At 70.7% G+C, this 17,250-nt stretch carries 13 protein-coding genes and 1 riboswitch; of the genes, 6 read left to right on the forward strand and 7 right to left on the reverse strand.

What is annotated here, in order from left to right; translation table 11 throughout:
* Positions 1 to 48 precede the first annotated feature (48 nt).
* Positions 49 to 2,877 carry a bifunctional acetate--CoA ligase family protein/GNAT family N-acetyltransferase gene (locus ABT254_RS42930; RefSeq protein ID WP_351483106.1) on the reverse strand — a complete coding sequence of 943 codons (2,829 nt, stop codon included), beginning with the start codon at positions 2,875 to 2,877 and terminating at the stop codon, positions 49 to 51.
* A gap of 208 nt (positions 2,878 to 3,085) precedes the next feature.
* On the opposite strand from ABT254_RS42930, the gene ABT254_RS42935 reads away from it, so the two are divergent.
* The gene (locus tag ABT254_RS42935) at positions 3,086 to 3,367 is read left to right on the forward strand and encodes an HPr family phosphocarrier protein (RefSeq protein ID WP_030605519.1); all 282 of its coding nucleotides are present in this window, start codon (positions 3,086 to 3,088) and stop codon (positions 3,365 to 3,367) included.
* 139 nt (positions 3,368 to 3,506) lie between these two features.
* Here the strand turns inward: ABT254_RS42935 and ABT254_RS42940 are convergent, their stop codons facing one another.
* The 4 genes from ABT254_RS42940 to ABT254_RS42955 all read right to left on the reverse strand — a co-directional run bounded on the left by ABT254_RS42940 (position 3,507) and on the right by ABT254_RS42955 (position 8,315).
* Positions 3,507 to 4,199, reverse strand: coding sequence for a GntR family transcriptional regulator (locus ABT254_RS42940; RefSeq protein WP_351483108.1), 693 nt, complete (start codon positions 4,197 to 4,199; stop codon positions 3,507 to 3,509).
* Positions 4,200 to 4,387: 188 nt separating this feature from the next.
* Positions 4,388 to 5,152 carry a M23 family metallopeptidase gene (locus ABT254_RS42945; protein ID WP_351483110.1) on the reverse strand — a complete coding sequence of 255 codons (765 nt, stop codon included), beginning with the start codon at positions 5,150 to 5,152 and terminating at the stop codon, positions 4,388 to 4,390.
* Between the two features lie 12 nt (positions 5,153 to 5,164).
* A riboswitch (cyclic di-AMP (ydaO/yuaA leader) is annotated at positions 5,165 to 5,329 on the reverse strand.
* A 203-nt stretch (positions 5,330 to 5,532) separates the two neighbouring features.
* On the reverse strand, positions 5,533 to 6,921 hold the full coding sequence (locus tag ABT254_RS42950; protein ID WP_351483111.1) for a M16 family metallopeptidase: 1,389 nt from the start codon (positions 6,919 to 6,921) through the stop codon (positions 5,533 to 5,535).
* Positions 6,918 to 8,315, reverse strand: coding sequence for a M16 family metallopeptidase (locus ABT254_RS42955; RefSeq protein ID WP_351483158.1), 1,398 nt, complete (start codon positions 8,313 to 8,315; stop codon positions 6,918 to 6,920). The genes ABT254_RS42950 and ABT254_RS42955 overlap by 4 nt, the downstream gene beginning before the upstream one ends.
* Positions 8,316 to 8,642: 327 nt before the next feature.
* Here ABT254_RS42955 and ABT254_RS42960 point away from each other — a divergent pair, with 327 nt between their 5' ends.
* Positions 8,643 to 11,099: a DNA gyrase/topoisomerase IV subunit A gene (locus ABT254_RS42960; RefSeq protein WP_351483113.1), complete on the forward strand. Its 2,457-nt coding sequence runs from the start codon at positions 8,643 to 8,645 to the stop codon at positions 11,097 to 11,099.
* Here ABT254_RS42960 and ABT254_RS42965 read toward each other — a convergent pair.
* Positions 11,096 to 12,196 carry a CobW family GTP-binding protein gene (locus ABT254_RS42965; protein ID WP_351483115.1) on the reverse strand — a complete coding sequence of 367 codons (1,101 nt, stop codon included), beginning with the start codon at positions 12,194 to 12,196 and terminating at the stop codon, positions 11,096 to 11,098. The two genes, ABT254_RS42960 and ABT254_RS42965, sit on opposite strands and share 4 nt — an antisense overlap.
* Positions 12,197 to 12,517: 321 nt before the next feature.
* Between ABT254_RS42965 and ABT254_RS42970 the strand changes: the two genes are divergently transcribed.
* Positions 12,518 to 13,075, forward strand: a complete 558-nt coding sequence (locus ABT254_RS42970; protein WP_351483117.1) for a DUF6082 family protein — start codon at positions 12,518 to 12,520, stop codon at positions 13,073 to 13,075.
* A 288-nt stretch (positions 13,076 to 13,363) separates the two neighbouring features.
* The gene (locus ABT254_RS42975; RefSeq protein WP_351483119.1) at positions 13,364 to 13,603 is read left to right on the forward strand and encodes a hypothetical protein; all 240 of its coding nucleotides are present in this window, start codon (positions 13,364 to 13,366) and stop codon (positions 13,601 to 13,603) included.
* A 71-nt stretch (positions 13,604 to 13,674) separates the two neighbouring features.
* Here the strand turns inward: ABT254_RS42975 and ABT254_RS42980 are convergent, their stop codons facing one another.
* Positions 13,675 to 14,838, reverse strand: a complete 1,164-nt coding sequence (locus tag ABT254_RS42980; protein WP_351483121.1) for a citrate synthase/methylcitrate synthase — start codon at positions 14,836 to 14,838, stop codon at positions 13,675 to 13,677.
* A gap of 110 nt (positions 14,839 to 14,948) precedes the next feature.
* Between ABT254_RS42980 and ABT254_RS42985 the strand changes: the two genes are divergently transcribed.
* Positions 14,949 to 16,202: a citrate synthase gene (locus tag ABT254_RS42985; protein WP_351483123.1), complete on the forward strand. Its 1,254-nt coding sequence runs from the start codon at positions 14,949 to 14,951 to the stop codon at positions 16,200 to 16,202.
* Between the two features lie 80 nt (positions 16,203 to 16,282).
* The gene (locus ABT254_RS42990) at positions 16,283 to 17,224 is read left to right on the forward strand and encodes a ferredoxin family protein (RefSeq protein WP_351483125.1); all 942 of its coding nucleotides are present in this window, start codon (positions 16,283 to 16,285) and stop codon (positions 17,222 to 17,224) included.
* Positions 17,225 to 17,250: the final 26 nt, after the last annotated feature.

Below are 17,250 nucleotides of genomic sequence, written 5' to 3' on the forward strand. Positions count from 1 at the left end.
GGGTGCACTGACTGCGAGGCACCGGTCAGCGCTGTCCTGGCGGACGTCTCAGTAGACGGGAAGGGTGCGCGGCCCGAGGTCGTCGCGGGCCGGTGGCGGCGCGAGGCGGACGGAGGCGCCGAGGACGGTCAGACCACGGGGTGCGACGACGACCGGCTCCAGGGTCACGGCGACGACCTCGGGGTGGTCGTCGACCAGCCTGGACACCCTCAGCAGGAGCTCTTCCAGTGCGGGGGTGTCGACCGGGGTCGAGCCGCGCCAGCCGAACAGGAGCGGCGCCGTCCGGATCGACCGGACCAGCGAGGCCGCCTCCCGGTCGGTGACCGGGACCAGCCGGTGTGCCATGTCGCCGAGCAGCTGGGAGGCGGCTCCGGCGAGCCCGAAGGACAGGACGGCTCCGGCCGCCGGGTCGATGACGGCCCGTACCACCGTGTCCACGCCGCGTGGCGCCATCTCCTGCACGACCGGTCTGAGCTCCTCCGGCTTTCCGAACAGTTCCGTCAACTCGGCATATGCCCGCCGCAGTTGCTCCTCGTCCGCGAGATCCAGGCGTACGCCGCCCAGGTCGGCGCGGTGGCGCAGGTGCGGGGCGGTGGCCTTGAGGGCGACGGGGTAGCCGAGGGTCTCGGCGGCCCGGACGGCGTCGTCCGGGGTGAAGGCGGGCACCGCCCTGCGCACGGGGATGCCGTACTGCCCGAGCAGCTCGCAGGTCTCCTCGGTGCCGAGCGTGAGCCCCTGCCCGCGCGCCAGCATCCCGCCGATGAGCCGGGCGGCCCCCTTCTCGTCGATGTCCTCGAATTCGGGCACCTTGCCGGGGTCGGCGCTGTCGCGGCGCCATTGGGCGTACTTCACGGCTTCACCGAGGGCGCGGACGGCGCGCTCGGCGGCGGGGTAGGCGGGGATGAGGCGGGAGCAGGTGGCGGGGGCCGCGGGTTCCTGGGCCCGTACCGGCGGGGGCAGTTGCTGTGAGGGGCGCAGCCGGCGGGTGGCCGTCGCCCTGGTGTCCGGCTGCGGTGCGGTGCTGGTCGCGGCCGACAGGGCCTCCGCGAGGCCGCCGAGCTCCACGTGCACCACCAGTACCGGCTTGCCCGGAACGGACTCGGCGGCCGATCGCAGCGCCTCCGCCAGCTCGGCGTCCCCCGGTGACTCCTCGCCGATCGCCGGGATCGCGGTCACCACGACCGCATCGCACGAGTCGTCCTCCAGGGCCCGCAGCAGCGCCTGGTGGAAGTCCTCCGCCGAGGCCCCGGTGGTGAGGTCCAGCGGCCTCAGCGGCCTCAGCCCCTCGGAGAGGCAGGCGTCGTACGTCAGCAGCCCGAGGGACTCGGAGTTCCCCAGGATCGCCACCCTTGGGCCGGCCGGCAGGGGCTGGCGTGCGAGCAGCAGGCCCGCGTCGACCAGCTCGGTGATCGTGTCCACGCGGATCAGGCCGGCCTGCCTGAGCAGGGCGGACACCGTCGCGTGCGGCAGCCGTGTGGCCCGTACGGCGTGTCCCTGGGGGGCGGATCCGGCGCCCTGGACCACGACCAGGGGCTTGGCGGCGGCCGTGCGGCGGGCGAGGCGGGTGAACTTGCGCGGGTTGCCGATGGACTCCAGATACATGAGCACGACATCGGTGTCCGGGTCGTCGTACCAGTACTGGATCAGGTCGTTGCCGGAGACGTCCGCGCGGTTGCCGGACGACACGAAGGTGGACACGCCCGTGACCCCGGTGACGCCGCCGCCGCGGCGCTGCAGACGGGACAGCAGCGCGATGCCGATGGCGCCGGACTGGGCGAACAGGCCGATGCGGCCGGGGCGGGGCATCTCGGGGGCGAGGGAGGCGTTCAGCCGCACCTCGGAGGACGTGTTGATGATCCCGAAGGCGTTCGGCCCGATGATCCGCATGCCGTACGTGCGCGCGTGCCGCACGAGTTCCCGCTGGCGCTCGCGCCCCTCGGGCCCGCTCTCGGCGTACCCGGCGGAGACGACGACGAGTCCCTGCACGCCGTGCTCGCCGCACTCGGTGACGGCCTCGGGGACGTGCTCGGCCGGCACGGCGACGACCGCTAGGTCGACGGGTCCGTCGATGTCGCGGACGGAGCGGTGGGCGGGGACGCCGTCGAGTTCCTTGACGTCTTCGGGGAGCGCCTTGTTCACGGCGTACAGCGACCCGGTGAAGCCGGCGTCACGGATGTTGTCGAGGATGCTGCGGCCCACACCCCCGGGGCTGCGGCCCGCGCCGACGACGGCGACGGAGCCGGGCACGAGCAGCCGTCGTACCGAGCGCGCCTCGGCGCGCTGCTCACGCGCGCGCTGGACGGCGAGGGAGCGGTCGGTGGGTTCGAGGTCGAACTCCAGGCGTACGACGCCGTCCTCGAAGCTGCGCTTCTGGGTGTACCCGGCGTCCGTGAACACCTTGATCATTTTGTTGTTGGCGGGCAGCACCTCGGCGGCGAAGCGGCGGATGCCGCGCTCCCGGGCGACCGCGCCGATGTGTTCGAGGAGGGCGGAGGCGACGCCGCGCCCCTGGTGGGCGTCCTGCACGAGGAAGGCGACCTCGGCCTCGTCGGCCGGAGCTGACGCGGGCATGCCGTCGGCACCAATGCGGTCATAGCGTACGGTGGCGATGAACTCGCCGCCGACCGTGGCCGCGAGTCCCACCCGGTCCACAAAGTCGTGGTGCGTGAAGCGGTGGACGTCCTTGGCGGACAGACGAGGGTAGGGCGCGAAGAAGCGGTAGTACTTCGACTCGTCCGAAACCTGCTCGTAGAAGCTGACCAGGCGCTCGGCGTCATCAACGGTGATGGGGCGGATGCGCGCGGTGCCGCCGTCGCGCAGCACCACGTCGGCCTCCCAGTGGGCGGGGTACTCGTGCCGGTCCGGCGAGGTCTGCATGGGCCCCAGAGTACGGCTCGCGTCCGACAACGGCGCGAGGCAGTCTGTGGAGAACACGGCAGTCCGTCGAGGAGAGAACAAGGACGCAAGTCGGGCCGAGGCCGCGGCCCGACCGCCCACCCCGGACGGGGCACAGGACCGCTCCGGAGACGCTTCACGTGTGGGAAACTGGTCTAGACAACCCTGAGACTCTGAAGGGCAGCATCACATGGCTGAGCGCCGCGTCAACGTCGGCTGGGCCGAGGGCCTTCACGCCCGCCCCGCTTCCATCTTCGTCCGGGCCGCCACGGCCGCAGGTATCCCGGTGACGATCGCCAAGGCCGACGGCAACCCCGTCAACGCGGCCTCCATGCTGGCCGTTCTCGGCCTGGGCGCCCAGGGCGGCGAGGAGATCGTCCTCGCCTCCGAGGCCGAGGGTGCCGACGTCGCCCTCGACCGGCTGGCGAAGCTGGTCTCCGAGGGTCTCGAGGAACTCCCCGAGACCGTCTGATCACGGCACCACAGAAGGGCTCGTCCGAATTGCCGGGCGAGCCCTTCGCATTTCCCGCGCCGAGGCGGCGCAATTTCCGGTCGCGGGCAGCAGAAATAATGCCCCGCGAATTGTTCTCTCTTTGTATACGGTGCCCGTGTTAATGCCGCAGGCCCGACATGTTTACGGGATGTTGCGAGTTCCTCACACCGTTCGCCCGCTCCGGGCCGCCGAACCGCAGCCGGTGCGCCGCGCTCGAGCGTTCGGTGTGCAGCGTCGTGACCGCCCGCGCGCGCTCGCTGTCGCCGCGGGCCACGGCGTCGACGATCGCGCCGTGCTCCGCCCAGGACTCCACGGGGTTGGCCGGTGCCTCCACGGCGTACATCCAGGCGATCTTGTGGCGCAGCTGGGTCAGCATCGAGGCCAGCGCGGGGCTGCCGGAGGCCTGGGCGAGCGTCTCGTGGAACCAGCCTCCCAGGGAGCGCAGATCCTCGCTGTTGCCCCTCCTGGCCCGCTCCTGGCCCAGTCTGACCAGGCCGCGCAGCACCTTGAGATGGGCGTCGGTGCGCCGCTGGGCGGCCCGGGAGGCGCCGAGCGGCTCCAGGAGCATGCGCATCTCCAGCAGGTCGGAGGCCTCCTGCTCGGTCGGTTCCGCGACGCACGCGCCCGCGTGCCGCCGGGTCACCACGAAGCCCTCGGCCTCCAGGGTGCGCAGGGCCTCGCGCACGGGGACGCGCGAGACGCCGTAGCGGCGCGCGAGGAGTTCCTCGGTGAGCCGGCTGCCACGCTCGTAGACACCGGCGACGATGTCGTCCCGGATCGCCGTGCACACCGAGTGCGCCGGAATACGCATGACCGACCTCCGACTTAATCCCCGTGAAACGTCGATGATTGACGTGTATCGGTGACTCTATTGCACGGAGCCGGAATTTCCGACGGCGGGCCGGAATCCATGGATATTTTTTGGACAGTGGGGCGGCAGAAACACCGAAAGCCCCGGCTCGGGAGCCGGGGCCTCGAGAGGGGTCTTGCGACCCGTCGTCAGACGTTCACACCGTGCGAGCGCAGGTAGGCGACGGGGTCGATGTCCGAGCCGTACTCGGGGGTCGTACGGGCCTCGAAGTGCAGATGCGGTCCGGTGGTGTTGCCGGTCGCGCCGGAGAGGCCTATCTGCTGGCCCGGGGTGACCGTCTGGCCCACCGAGACGCCGATGGACGACAGATGGCCGTACTGGGTGTACGTGCCGTCCTGCATCTTGATCACGATCTGGTTGCCGTAGGCGCCGCCCCAGCCCGTCTGGACGACGGTGCCGGAGCCCACCGCGTGGACGGTCGTGCCGCTCGCGGCGTGGAAGTCGATGCCGGTGTGGCTGCCGGAGGACCACAGGGAGCTGCTGGCCCGGTAGCCGGTGGAGACGTACGAGTTCGAGATCGGCGCCACGAAGGTGTTGAGGCGCTTGCGCTCGGCTTCGCGGGCGGCGCGCTCCTTGGCCTCGCGCTCCTGCTTGGCCTTGGCGGCGGCCTTCTGGCGTGCCGCCTCCTGGGCCGCCTTCTTGAGCGCGGCCTCCTCGGCGGCCTGCTTCTGGGCGTCGGCCTGGGCGTCGATCCTGTCGGCGATCGTGTCGCCGATGGTGATGACGGGGGTGAGGCCGGTCTGCTCGACGGAGGTGTCGGCGGCGAGCGCGGGGGCCGCCAGGGTGCCGATGACGCCGGTGGTGGCGAGGGCCGCGACCCCGGCGGCGCGGGTGGTGGTGCGGTGCATCCGTGTGGGGCGACGGTGCTTCCCGGTGGCGCGCGTGAACGCCATGTGGTGGCTGGTCCTTTCCTTCCCTCTCGCCTACCGGGTTAGCTGACGGGTTCGGAGCAGGAAGGTCTCCTACGGACCCCCTCGCTGCACGCGCGGGCGTCCGATTCACCCCAGGGACTGCGGTGGGTCCCCGGCTCCCCTGGCTCGCGCCGTACGGGGACTCGGCGATGGCTGTCCGGTGCCGCGGGTGCGGCGCGGTGCCTGACGGACAGCCCGGACGACGCTAAGCGGGAGCACTTTCAATCCCCAAACGGATCACGCCTTTTGTAGCGCATGCCACAGGGCAGACAGGCAACCTCTCCCTCAATCCGGACATTAGGGAGCCCTGGTGACGCATCCGTCACCAGGGCCCCTACGCGCGCGTGCCGCTGAGGCAGCCTCTACTCGGCTGTCACGACGGTGACTTCGCCGATCCCGAGGGCCTCGACGGGCTCCTTGATCTGGGCCGCGTCACCGACGAGAACCGTCACCAGACGGTCCACCGGGAAGGCGTTCACGGCCGCCGCGGTGGCCTCCACGGTGCCGGTCGCGGCGAGCTGCTGGTACAGCGTCGCCTGGTAGTCGTCGGGCAGGTGCTGCTCGACCTGGTCGGCCAGCGTGCTGGCCACGGCCGCCGCGGTCTCGTACTTCAGCGGAGCCACACCGACGAGGTTCTGTACGGCGACGTCGCGCTCGGCGTCGGTGAGGCCGCCCTCGGCGAGCGTGCGCAGCACCGTCCACAGGTCCTGGAGCGCCGGGCCGGTGTTCGGGGTGTCGACGGAGCCGCTGATGGCGAGCATCGCGGCACCGGAGCCGTCCGGGGCGGACCTGAGGACCTGGCCGAACGCGCGCACACCGTAGGTGTAGCCCTTCTCCTCGCGCAGGACGCGGTCCAGACGGGAGGTGAGGGTGCCGCCGAGGCAGTACGTGCCGAGCACCTGGGCGGGCCACACGCGGTCGTGCCGGTCGGCGCCGACGCGGCCGATGAGCAACTGCGTCTGGACGGCGCCCGGACGGTCGACGATGATCACGCGCCCGGTGTCGTCGGCGGTCACCGGCGGCACAGGGCGGGGTTCGGCCTTGCTGCCCGTCCAGACGCCCAGGGTGTCGCCTAGCAGGGCGTCCAGGTCGATGCCGGTGAGGTCGCCGACCACGACGACGGTGGCGGTCGCGGGCCGGACATGGCGGTCGTAGAAGGCGCGTACGGCCGCCGCGTCGATCTTCTCGACCGTCTCCTCGGTGCCCTGGCGCGGGCGCGACATGCGCGAGGTCGCCGGGAACAGCTCCTTGGAGAGCTCCTTGGCGGCACGGCGCGAGGGGTTGGCCAGCTCGTGCGGGATCTCGTCCAGGCGGTTGCGGACCAGCCGCTCGACCTCGCTGTCGGCGAACGCGGGCGCCCTGAGGGCGTCGGCGAGCAGACCGAGCGCCTTCGCGAGACGGGAGGCCGGGACCTCCAGGCTCAGTCGTACGCCCGGGTGGTCGGCGTGCGAGTCGAGGGTGGCTCCGCAGCGCTCCAGCTCGGCGGCGAACTCCTCGGCCGAGTGCTTGTCGGTGCCCTCGGAGAAGGCCCGCGCCATGATCGTGGCGACGCCTTCGAAACCGGCCGGCTCGGCCTCCAGGGGCGCATCGAGGAGCACCTCGACGGCGACGACCTGCTGGCCGGGGCGGTGGCAGCGCAGGACGGTCAGGCCGTTGTCCAGCGCGCCGCGCTCGGGGGACGGGAACGCCCACGGCTTGGCCTCGCCCGCCCGGGGCTGCGGGTGGAACTGCATCGTGGCGAGCTCGGTCACTTGGCCGCCTCCTCGTTCTGGTCGGTGGCTTCCACCGTGGCTTCGGACTCGGGGTCTTCGGGGAAGTCCTCGTCCTGGGTGTGCTCCGCGGACTCGGGCGAGAGCGGCTCGTAGACGAGCACGGCGCGGTTGTCGGGCCGCAGGCGGGCCTTGGCGACCTCCTGGACCTCCTTGGCCGTCACCTCCAGGACGCGCTGGACGGCGGTGAGGGCGAGCTGCGGGTCGCCGAACAGGACGGCGAACCGGCACAGTTCGTCGGCGCGGCCCGCGACCGTGCCGAGCCGGTCCAGCCACTCGCGCTCCAGCTGGGCCTGGGCGCGCTCCATCTCCTCGGCCGTGGGGCCCTCGGCGGCGAACCGGGCGAGTTCCTCGTCGATGGCGGCCTCGATGACCGGCACCTCGACGTCACCGGAGGTCTTCACGTCCAGCCAGCCCAGGGAGGGCGCTCCGGCCAGCCGCAGCAGACCGAATCCGGCCGCGACGGCCGTACGGTCGCGCCGTACCAGCCGGTTGTAGAGGCGGGAGGACTCGCCGCCGCCGAGGACGGTGAGCGCCAGGTCGGCGGCGTCCGCCTCGCGCGTGCCGTCCTGCGGCAGCCGGTAGGCCGCCATCAGGGCGCGCGCCGGGACCTCCTCCTCGATGACCTCGCGCAGCTCCTCACCGATGATCTCGGGCAGCGAGCCGTCGCGGGGCTCCGGCTTCCCGTCGTGCGGGGCGATGGACCCGAAGTACTTCTCGACCCAGGCGAGCGTCTGCTCCGGGTCGATGTCGCCGACGATCGACAGGACGGCGTTGTTGGGCGCGTAGTACGTGCGGAAGAACGCGCGCGCGTCCTCCAGGGTCGCCGCGTCCAGGTCGGCCATCGAGCCGATCGGCGTGTGGTGGTAGGGGTGGCCCTCCGGGTAGGCGAGGGCGGTCAGCCTCTCGAAGGCCGTGCCGTACGGCACGTTGTCGTAGCGCTGCCTGCGCTCGTTCTTGACGACGTCCCGCTGGTTCTCCATGGACTCGTCGTCGAGGGCGGCGAGCAGGGAACCCATCCGGTCGGCCTCCAGCCAGAGGGCGAGCTCCAACTGGTGGGCGGGCATGGTCTCGAAGTAGTTGGTGCGCTCGAAGCTGGTGGTGCCGTTCAGCGAGCCGCCGGCGCCCTGCACCAGCTCGAAGTGGCCGTTGCCCTTGACCTGTCCGGAGCCCTGGAACATCAGGTGCTCGAAAAGGTGAGCCAGGCCGGTACGTCCCTTGACTTCGTGACGCGAGCCGACGTCGTACCAGAGGCACACCGCCGCGACCGGGGTCAGGTGATCCTCCGAGAGCACCACGCGCAGGCCGTTGGCCAGGCGGTGCTCGGTCGCTGTCAGGCCCCCGGTGCCTGCCTGGTCTGTGGCCGTGTGACCCATGGGCATGTACGTCCCTTCGCCTCGCGGATGCGGTGGTTCTAACCGCGGTTTTCCTGCCGGTCCTGCCACTGTATGCAAGCGTGCAGATCGTCGGCGAAGTTCCCGGACCACATACGCCCACAGCGGATCGCGTAGCCTGCGGGCAGCCGCGGCGAGGTCGGCCCCGCCCACCGGCCGGGACCGCCGAGACGGGGTCCTGGACCCGCGTTGTCAGTGCCGCGGTCCACAATGGTCCGCGACAGATACCGTTCACGCTTCAGCATGAGCGAGCCGAAGGGGACGTGAGCGACCCGTAGGCGAGCAGCCAGAAAAGAGGAGCCGGCAGCGATGGCCCGCCGCAGCACGAAGACCCCGCCGCCCGACGACTCGTTCGAGGAGCGCATCCTCGACATCGACGTCGTCGACGAGATGCAGGGCTCCTTCCTCGAGTACGCGTACTCGGTCATCTACTCCCGAGCCCTGCCCGATGCCCGCGACGGCCTCAAGCCGGTCCACCGCCGCATCGTCTACCAGATGAACGAGATGGGGCTGCGCCCCGACCGCGGCTATGTGAAGTGCGCGCGCGTGGTCGGCGAGGTCATGGGCAAGCTGCACCCGCACGGCGACGCATCGATCTACGACGCCCTGGTGCGCATGGCCCAGCCCTTCTCCATGCGCGTTCCGCTCGTCGACGGCCACGGCAACTTCGGCTCGCTGGGCAACGACGACCCGCCGGCCGCGATGCGGTACACCGAGTGCCGCCAGGCCCAGGCGACGAGCCTGATGACGGAGTCGATCGACGAGGACACGGTCGACTTCACGCCCAACTACGACGGCCAGGAGCAGGAGCCGGTCGCCCTTCCCGCGGCCTTCCCGAACCTACTGGTGAACGGCTCGTCGGGCATCGCCGTCGGCATGGCGACCAACATGCCGCCGCACAACCTCGCCGAGGTCATCGCGGCCGCCCGGCATCTGATCCGCTACCCGGGCGCGGACCTCGACGCCCTGATGAAGCACGTCCCCGGCCCCGACCTGCCCACCGGCGGCCGCATCGTGGGCCTCGCCGGCATCCGGGACGCGTACGAGACCGGCCGAGGCACCTTCAAGATCCGTGCCACGGTCGAGATCGAGACCGTCACCGCCCGCCGCAAGGGCCTGGTCGTCACCGAACTGCCGTTCACGGTCGGTCCGGAGAAGGTGATCGCCAAGATCAAGGACCTGGTCGGTTCGAAGAAGATCCAGGGCATCGCCGACGTCAAGGACCTCACCGACCGCGAGCACGGCCTGCGCCTGGTCATCGAGATCAAGAACGGCTTCGTGCCGGAGGCCGTCCTGGAGCAGCTGTACAAGCTGACGCCGATGGAGGAGTCCTTCGGCATCAACAACGTCGCACTGGTGGACGGCCAGCCGCTCACCCTGGGGCTCAAGGAGCTCCTGGAGGTCTACCTCGACCACCGCTTCGAGGTCGTGCGCCGCCGCAGCGAGTTCCGCCGCACCAAGCGCCGCGACCGTCTGCACCTGGTGGAGGGCCTGCTGACCGCCCTCGTCGACATCGACGAGGTCATCCGGCTGATCCGCTCCAGCGAGAACAGCGCGCAGGCGAAGGAACGCCTGATGGAGCGCTTCTCGCTCTCGGAGATCCAGACCCAGTACATCCTCGACACTCCGCTGCGCCGCCTGACCAAGTACGACCGCATCGAGCTGGAGTCGGAGAAGGAGAAGCTGAACGCGGAGATCGCGGAGCTCACCCGGATCCTGGAGTCGGACGCGGAGCTGCGCAAGCTGGTCTCCTCCGAACTGGCCGCGGTGGCCAAGAAGTTCGGCACCGAGCGGCGTACGGTCCTGCTGGAGTCCTCGGGCGCCCCGGCGGCCGCCGTATCGCTGCAGGTCGCGGACGACCCGTGCCGGGTGCTGCTGTCCTCCACGGGTCTGCTGGCCCGCACGTCGAACGGCGAGCCCTTCCCGGAGGACGCCGACGCCCGGCGCACCAAGCACGACGTGATCGTGTCGGCGGTCCCGGCGACGGCACGCGGCGAGATCGGCGCGGTGACCTCCTCCGGCCGCCTCCTGCGGATCAACGTCGTCGACCTTCCCCAGCTGCCGGACACGGCGTCGGCGCCGAACCTGTCGGGCGGGGCGCCCCTGTCGGAGTTCCTCTCCCTGGAGGACGACGAGACGGTGGTCTGTCTGACCACGCTGGACGAGTCCTCCCCCGGCCTGGCCCTCGGCACCGAGCAGGGCGTCGTCAAGCGCGTGGTCCCCGACTACCCGTCCAACAAGGAGGAGTTGGAGGTCATCACGCTGAGGGACGGCGACCGGATCGTCGGCGCGGTCGAGCTGCGCACCGGCGAGGAGGACCTGGTCTTCATCACGGACGACGCGCAGCTGCTGCGCTACCAGGCCTCACAGGTCCGACCCCAGGGCCGTCCGGCGGGCGGTATGGCGGGCATCAAGCTCACCGAGGGCGCGAAGGTCATCTCCTTCACGGCCGTCGACCCGGCGGCGGACGCGGTGGTGTTCACGGTCGCGGGCTCACGCGGCACGCTCGACGACTCGGTCCAGACGACGGCCAAGCTGACGCCGTTCGACCAGTACCCGCGCAAGGGGCGGGCCACCGGCGGGGTGCGCTGCCAGCGGTTCCTGAAGGGCGAGGACTGCCTGTCCCTGGCCTGGGCGGGCGCCGTCCCGGCCAAGGCGGCACAGAAGAACGGCACCCCGGCCGACCTCCCGGAGCTCGACCCGCGCCGCGACGGCTCGGGCGTGTCCCTGGCGAAGACGGTGGCGGTGGTGGCGGGCCCCGTCTAGGCCGGCGGCTCCGCGAGATCCTCTTCCGGATCCTGTACGTAGCGCAGGACGCCCCACATACCGTGCTCGTCGGCGGTGTGCGGGGCGTCGCTCTTGCACGCCTCCAGCTCCTTGCCGAGGGCGGGCGCGTCGATGCCGGAGCCGATGAGAACCAGCTGGGTGAGGCGGGCATCGCCCGGCGCCCAGGGCTCCGGGTAGAACCGGAGGAAGCGCCCGACCGCGTGCACGGCGTAGCGGTTGTGGACGTCGTAGGGCCCGAAGTCGACGTACCCCTTGATCCGGTACAGCCCCTCGGGCCTGCTGTCGAGGAACTCCATCAACCGGCGTGGGTCCAGGGGCACTTCGGAGCTGAAGGACAGGCTGTCGTAGGCCGCGTGCAGATGATCGACGTGGCCGTGCTCGCCGAGTTGCCCGTGTTCGCCGTGTTCGGCGTGTTCGGCGTACTCGTGCAGGTCGTCGAAGGACAGCTGCCCGATGCGCTCCTCGCTCGGCCTGCAGTCGAAGAGGAACTCGGGATCGATGCGGCCGTAGGTGGCCGGGACGACGGCCGCGCGGTCGACGAGGGAGCGGACGAGCCCGAGGACGCGCTCCGCGTCGGGCGCCCGGTCCAGCTTGTTGACGACGACGAGGTCGGCGAGGGCGAGATGCCGGTCGATCTCGGGGTGCTTCGCGCGCGTGTCGTCGAACTCGGCGGCGTCGACGACCTCGACGAGGCCGCCGTACACGATCCCGGGTTGCTCACTGGCGAGCACCATGCGCACCAGTTCCTGGGGTTCGGCGAGGCCGCTGGCCTCGATCACGATGACGTCGATGCCAGCGGAGGGCCGGGCGAGCCGCTCGAGATAGAGGTCGAGCTCGCTGACGTCCACGGCACAGCACAGGCAGCCGTTTCCGAGCGAGACGGTGGAGTCGCCGAGCGCTCCGGCCACGGCCATCGCGTCGATCTCGATGGCCCCGAAGTCATTGACGACGGCACCGATACGGCTGCCACCGCTGCGGTGGAGGAGGTGATTGAGCAGGGTGGTCTTGCCGGAGCCCAGGAATCCGGCGAGTACGACGACCGGGATCTGCCGGAGGCTGTGGCTCGGCTGACTCAACGTGCGACCTCTCTGACACCGACGCGTGCACCGGATCGCGCTCCCGGCGCACAAAAGAGAATTGAATGCCGGACCAGGATACGAGCCGGAATAATCACCGCGAAGTGAACGATTGTTAGCAGCACTTGCGGGGCAGACGTTGGGCAAGGCGCCGGAGCGTGCGACCCTCGCTTCCCTCCGTGCGCCTCCTCTCCGCCTCCCTGCCGATCAGAGCCGCTCGGCACCCTGGGAGACGGCAAGCGCCGCCCACCGCTCGCCGGTCCCCATCAGTCGACCCGCATCCCGACGACCGGCGGACGGCCGCCTGACTCGGGGGTTGACATGGCCACACGGAACTTCGCGATACGAGGGCTCAGCTACGCGGCCGCGGCCGGTATAGGGATGGCCGTCGGCGCACTCGCCACCCTGGCCGCGCAGCATCATGCACTTGACCAGCTGAAGGCACGGCTGGAGCAATTGGAAGAGAACGCGCACACCCAGCGCCAGGCCAACCTCGCCAGCCAGCAGCACCTGCACTGGGAACTGCTGAGCAAGGCCATCGACAACCCCGAACTGGCAGAAGTCCTCGACATCTTCGAGGCCCCCTCGTCTCCGACGAGGCGCGCTCAGTACCTCTTCGCCAACGCTCTCTACACCAACCAAGTCTTCGCGTACAGAGTCGGCAACATCAACCGAGAGGAGTTCTTCGGGTTCATCCGCGGTCTGCTTCAGAACCCCATCGTCAGGGAGTACTGGTACGCGACCCAGCACCAGAGGGCGACCATCGCCGACAACTCCGACGAAGCGGACCTCGGCCGCATCGTCGACGATCTACTACGTCAACTGGAGGAAGCGGACGTGGACGAATGGTGGGTCGTGGGTCAGCCGCCGACGGAGTGACGGGCACAGCCGGATCCCACACCACTGCGAACCGTCAACCTCGGCAGCATCACACCACCACCCAAACGGCTTCGCTCGATCGAGTGATGATAACGAAGCCGTAAAGACCCTGCTTTCCCAGCTGTCACACCAGAAGATGTTGCGGCATCCGCATCACGGTGACCGTCACCAGGTTGACCGCCAGGGAACCCCCCTCCTGTCAGCGAGTTCTCCTGACTGCAGCCGGAGTGCGTCACCCGCTCAACGGCCATGCGCAGGCCTTGAACCAAAGACAAGAGGAAAACAACTGTGAGTCAGATCATCCGTCGCCTCGGTGTCCCTCCACGCGACAGGGGCAGCGCGGGCGGAGGGAACTGCCCGGACATCTTCGAGTTGTCCGACGGACGCTTCGCCATCATCGGCACGGATGTCACCGACTCACTGGATGTCGAGCTGCCCCCCGACGCCTCCCGCGCCGACTACGAGCGCATCGTGGTCATCACTCGCGAAACACTGGTTCGCGCGAAAGCCGATATTCCGGACGCCTGACGCCTCGTCGGCCAAGCGCACCCCCGCCCGTGTCCCGGCACCGCATCCCTGCGGCACCGGGACGCTGCTTTTCACTCCGCCCCCGGCACCGCCACCGGCACCCCCGGCCCCACATACCGTGCCACCGGCCGGATGATCTTCGAGTCCTCCGCCTGTTCGAGGATGTTCGCGCTCCAGCCCACCACCCGCGCCGCCGCGAACGTCGGGGTGAACATCTCGCGGGGCAGACCGCACAGTTCCATGACCACGCCCGCGTAGAACTCGACGTTCGTGTGGAGTTCGCGGCCGGGCTTCAGTTCCGCCAGGATGCTCTCGACGTGCCGCTCCACCTCCACGGCGAACTCCACGCGCGGGCCGCCGAAGCTCTGAGCCACCTCTCGGAGCATCCGGGAACGGGGATCCTCGGTGCGGTACACAGGGTGGCCGAAGCCCATGATGCGGTCGCCGGCGAGGACGCGTTCACGGATCCAGGGGTCGATGCGGTCCGGGGTGCCGATCGCGTCCAGAGTGTCCAGCGCCCGGCTGGGCGCACCACCGTGCAGTGGACCGGAGAGCGCCCCCACGGCTCCGACGAGGCAGGCGGCAACGTCCGCTCCCGTCGACGCGATGACCCGCGCCGTGAAGGTTGACGCATTGAAGCCGTGATCAATGGTTGAGATCAAGTACTGCTCGACCGCCCGGGCCCGCCTGGGCTCCGGCACCGAACCCGTCAGCATGTAGAGGTAGTTGGCCGCATAGGAGAGGTCCTCGCGGGGCTCCACCGGCTCGAGACCCCGGCCCAGCCGGTACAGCGCCGTGAGCAGGGTCGGCACGGCAGCGGCCGCCACGAGGGTGTCCTGACGTCGGTCGGCCGCGGCGATGTCGTACACCGGCCGGAAGCCCTTCGCCGCGCCGAGCAGCGACAGCGCGGAGCGCATACCGGCCAGCGGGCCCGACCGCCCGCTCGCCGCCGCAAGAGCGGGCAGGGCCACCCGCACCTCGTCGGGCAGCAGCCGCAGTGCGGCCGTTTCGGTGATGAACCCCGCACGTTGCGCCTCGTCCGGCAGTTCGCCGTGGACCAGGAGATACCAGACGTCCTCGAAGCCGCGGGTCTGCGCGAGTTCGACGGCCGAGTACTGGCGGTAGTGGTAGAAGCCCTCGAGCCCCCGGACGTCCCCGATCTCGGTGTCGGTGACGACGACGCCTGCGAGCCCCCGCGGCACGTCTACGGTGGCGGCTGACCTGTTGACGGACATGCATTCCTCCCTGGACTTGATTCAACTCTCGATGATTGACTAATTCTCTGTCAATATTGATTGAATCAATGCTTTGGATACATGCGTCGTGATACGGATACGGTGGCCCCATGCGCGATCAAGACCCCTCCGCCGGTCACGCCGAACGCCGGCTGACGACCAAGGAAGCCGCCGAACTGCTGGGCGTGAAACCCGAGACCGTGTATGCGTACGTGAGCCGCGGCCAGCTCGGCAGCCGGCGCGTGCCCGGCGGCAGGGGCAGCACCTTCGACGTCAAGGAGGTGGAGGCGCTCGCCCGGCGCAACAGACGGGAGAGCATCGGGAGTTCACCATCGGGCGGCGAGCTCTCCGTGCGGACCCGCATCACCCTCATCGAGAAGGACCGGTACTTCTTCCGCGGCGTCGACGCCACCGAGCTGGCCACGCGCCACTCCTACGAAGAGGTGGCCGAGTGGCTGTGGACCGGCCGGCTGCGCCCCGGCATGGTGTTCACCGCACCCGCGGCCCCCGTCGCCCTGGCCCGCCGTGCCGTCGACACGCTGCCCGAACACACCGGACCGACCGACCGGTTGCGGGTTGCGGCGATCGCCGCCGCGGTCGCGGACCCGCTGCGCTTCGACCTCTCCGAGGACGCCGTGCTCGGCACCGCGCGCACCCTCATCCCCACCCTGGTCGCGGCCCTGCCGCCGGCCCGGCGCGGCCACCGCGACGAGGGTCCGCTGGCGCACCGCCTGTGGGCGCGGCTGAGCGGTGTCGACCCGGACGAGGCCTCGCTGCGCGTGCTGGACACCGCGCTCGCCCTGCTCGTCGACCACGACCTCGCCGCCTCGACGCTTGCGGTGCGCGTCGCCGCCTCGGCCCGCGCCCACGCCTACGCGGCCGTCTCCGCGGGGCTCGGAGTGCTGGAAGGCCCCCTGCACGGAGCGGCCAGCGGCCTCGCCCACCGCCTGCTGCTCGACGTGCTCGACGAGGGCGACGCAGCCCCCGTCATCGCGGAAGAGTTGCGGGCGGGCCGCCGTATCCCGGGGCTCGGCCACCGGCTCTATCCCGGCGAGGACCCACGCGCGCGTGTCCTTTTCGGCCTCCTGGAGGAGATCCCCCGGGCCGCCCCCGCCCTGGCGGCGGCCCGCGACATCGTGGCCACCGCCGCCCGCCACACTCCGCTGCACGCCAATGTCGACCTGGCCCTGGCCGTGCTCACGGCGTCCTCGGGCATGCCCTCGACCGCGGGCGAGACGATCTTCGCCGTGGCGCGTACGGCGGGCTGGATCGCCCATGCGCTCGAGGAGTACGGGGAACGCCCGCTGCGCATGCGGCCCAGTGGGTACTACGTCGGTCCGAAGCCGCCCCAACCGCTGCCGTAGGAGGAATCGGCCCCGGCCGGCGCAAGGAAACGGACGCGACCGGAAGTCGCGGTGAGCCAAGTCAGGTTAGGCTCACCTCTGTGAGTACGTGCTCAACCGTATCCCGGGAGCTCGACGAGCCCCTTCCGGGAACCGCGGCCACCGCGAGGACCTGGCTGCTGCTGGAGCAGCCGGGTCCCTGGGGCGCCAAGGCGCTCACTTCGAGCCACCTCGATCCGGCACTCGGCCGCGCCCTGGAGGCGGCCGCGAACGGCACGGGCGTACGGATCGCGCTGATCCGGCGCCCGGGACGGCACGCCGACTGCGGTACTCCCACCACGCGACAGGTGTACGCGGCGCACACCGCGCCCGGCAACGCATGGCTGCACTCCGCCACGGTCCGCGACCCGCGGGCTCTGCTCTCCCTCGACTTCGCCGCGCTCGGCAGGGGCGCGCACCACACGTTCGACTCGGCGCTCGGTGCCCGACCACACGCCGGCGGTCCGCTCGCCCTCGTCTGCACCAACGGCAAGCGGGACCGCTGTTGCGCGCTGCTCGGCCGCCCGCTCGCGGCCGAGCTCGCCGCCTCCGAGGGGGACGGCGTCTGGGAGGTCACTCATCTGGGTGGCCATCGCTTCTCGCCCACGCTGCTCGTCCTTCCCCACGGGTACGCGTACGGCCGCGCCGAGGCCCACGCCGTCAGGGAGGTCCTGCACGGCGTCCGGGAGGGACGGATCGTCGTCGAGGGCTGCCGCGGGCGCTCCGCCTGGGAGCGGCCCGGTCAGGCGGCCGAGCTGGCCGTGCGCTCGGCCGTACGCGAGTACGCGGCGGACGCCCTGACCGTCGTACGAACGGACGGGGCCGCACCGCACTGGCAGGTGACCGTCGCCCATGCGGACGGACGCCGGTGGCGCGTCGAGGTCGCCCAGGGTGCGTCCCTGCCGCCCCGCCCGGAGAACTGCGGGACGTCGATTCTCGGCTCGCCTGCGCGGATGCGGGTCTTGGCGGTGCACGAGCTGAGCATGACCGCGCTCGCGAGTTGACCGGGCCGATCAATGCTTCGACCGCC

Origin of the sequence: Streptomyces sp. NPDC001137, assembly GCF_040298885.1 — a bacterium.
In the GTDB taxonomy this organism is placed as follows: domain Bacteria; phylum Actinomycetota; class Actinomycetes; order Streptomycetales; family Streptomycetaceae; genus Streptomyces.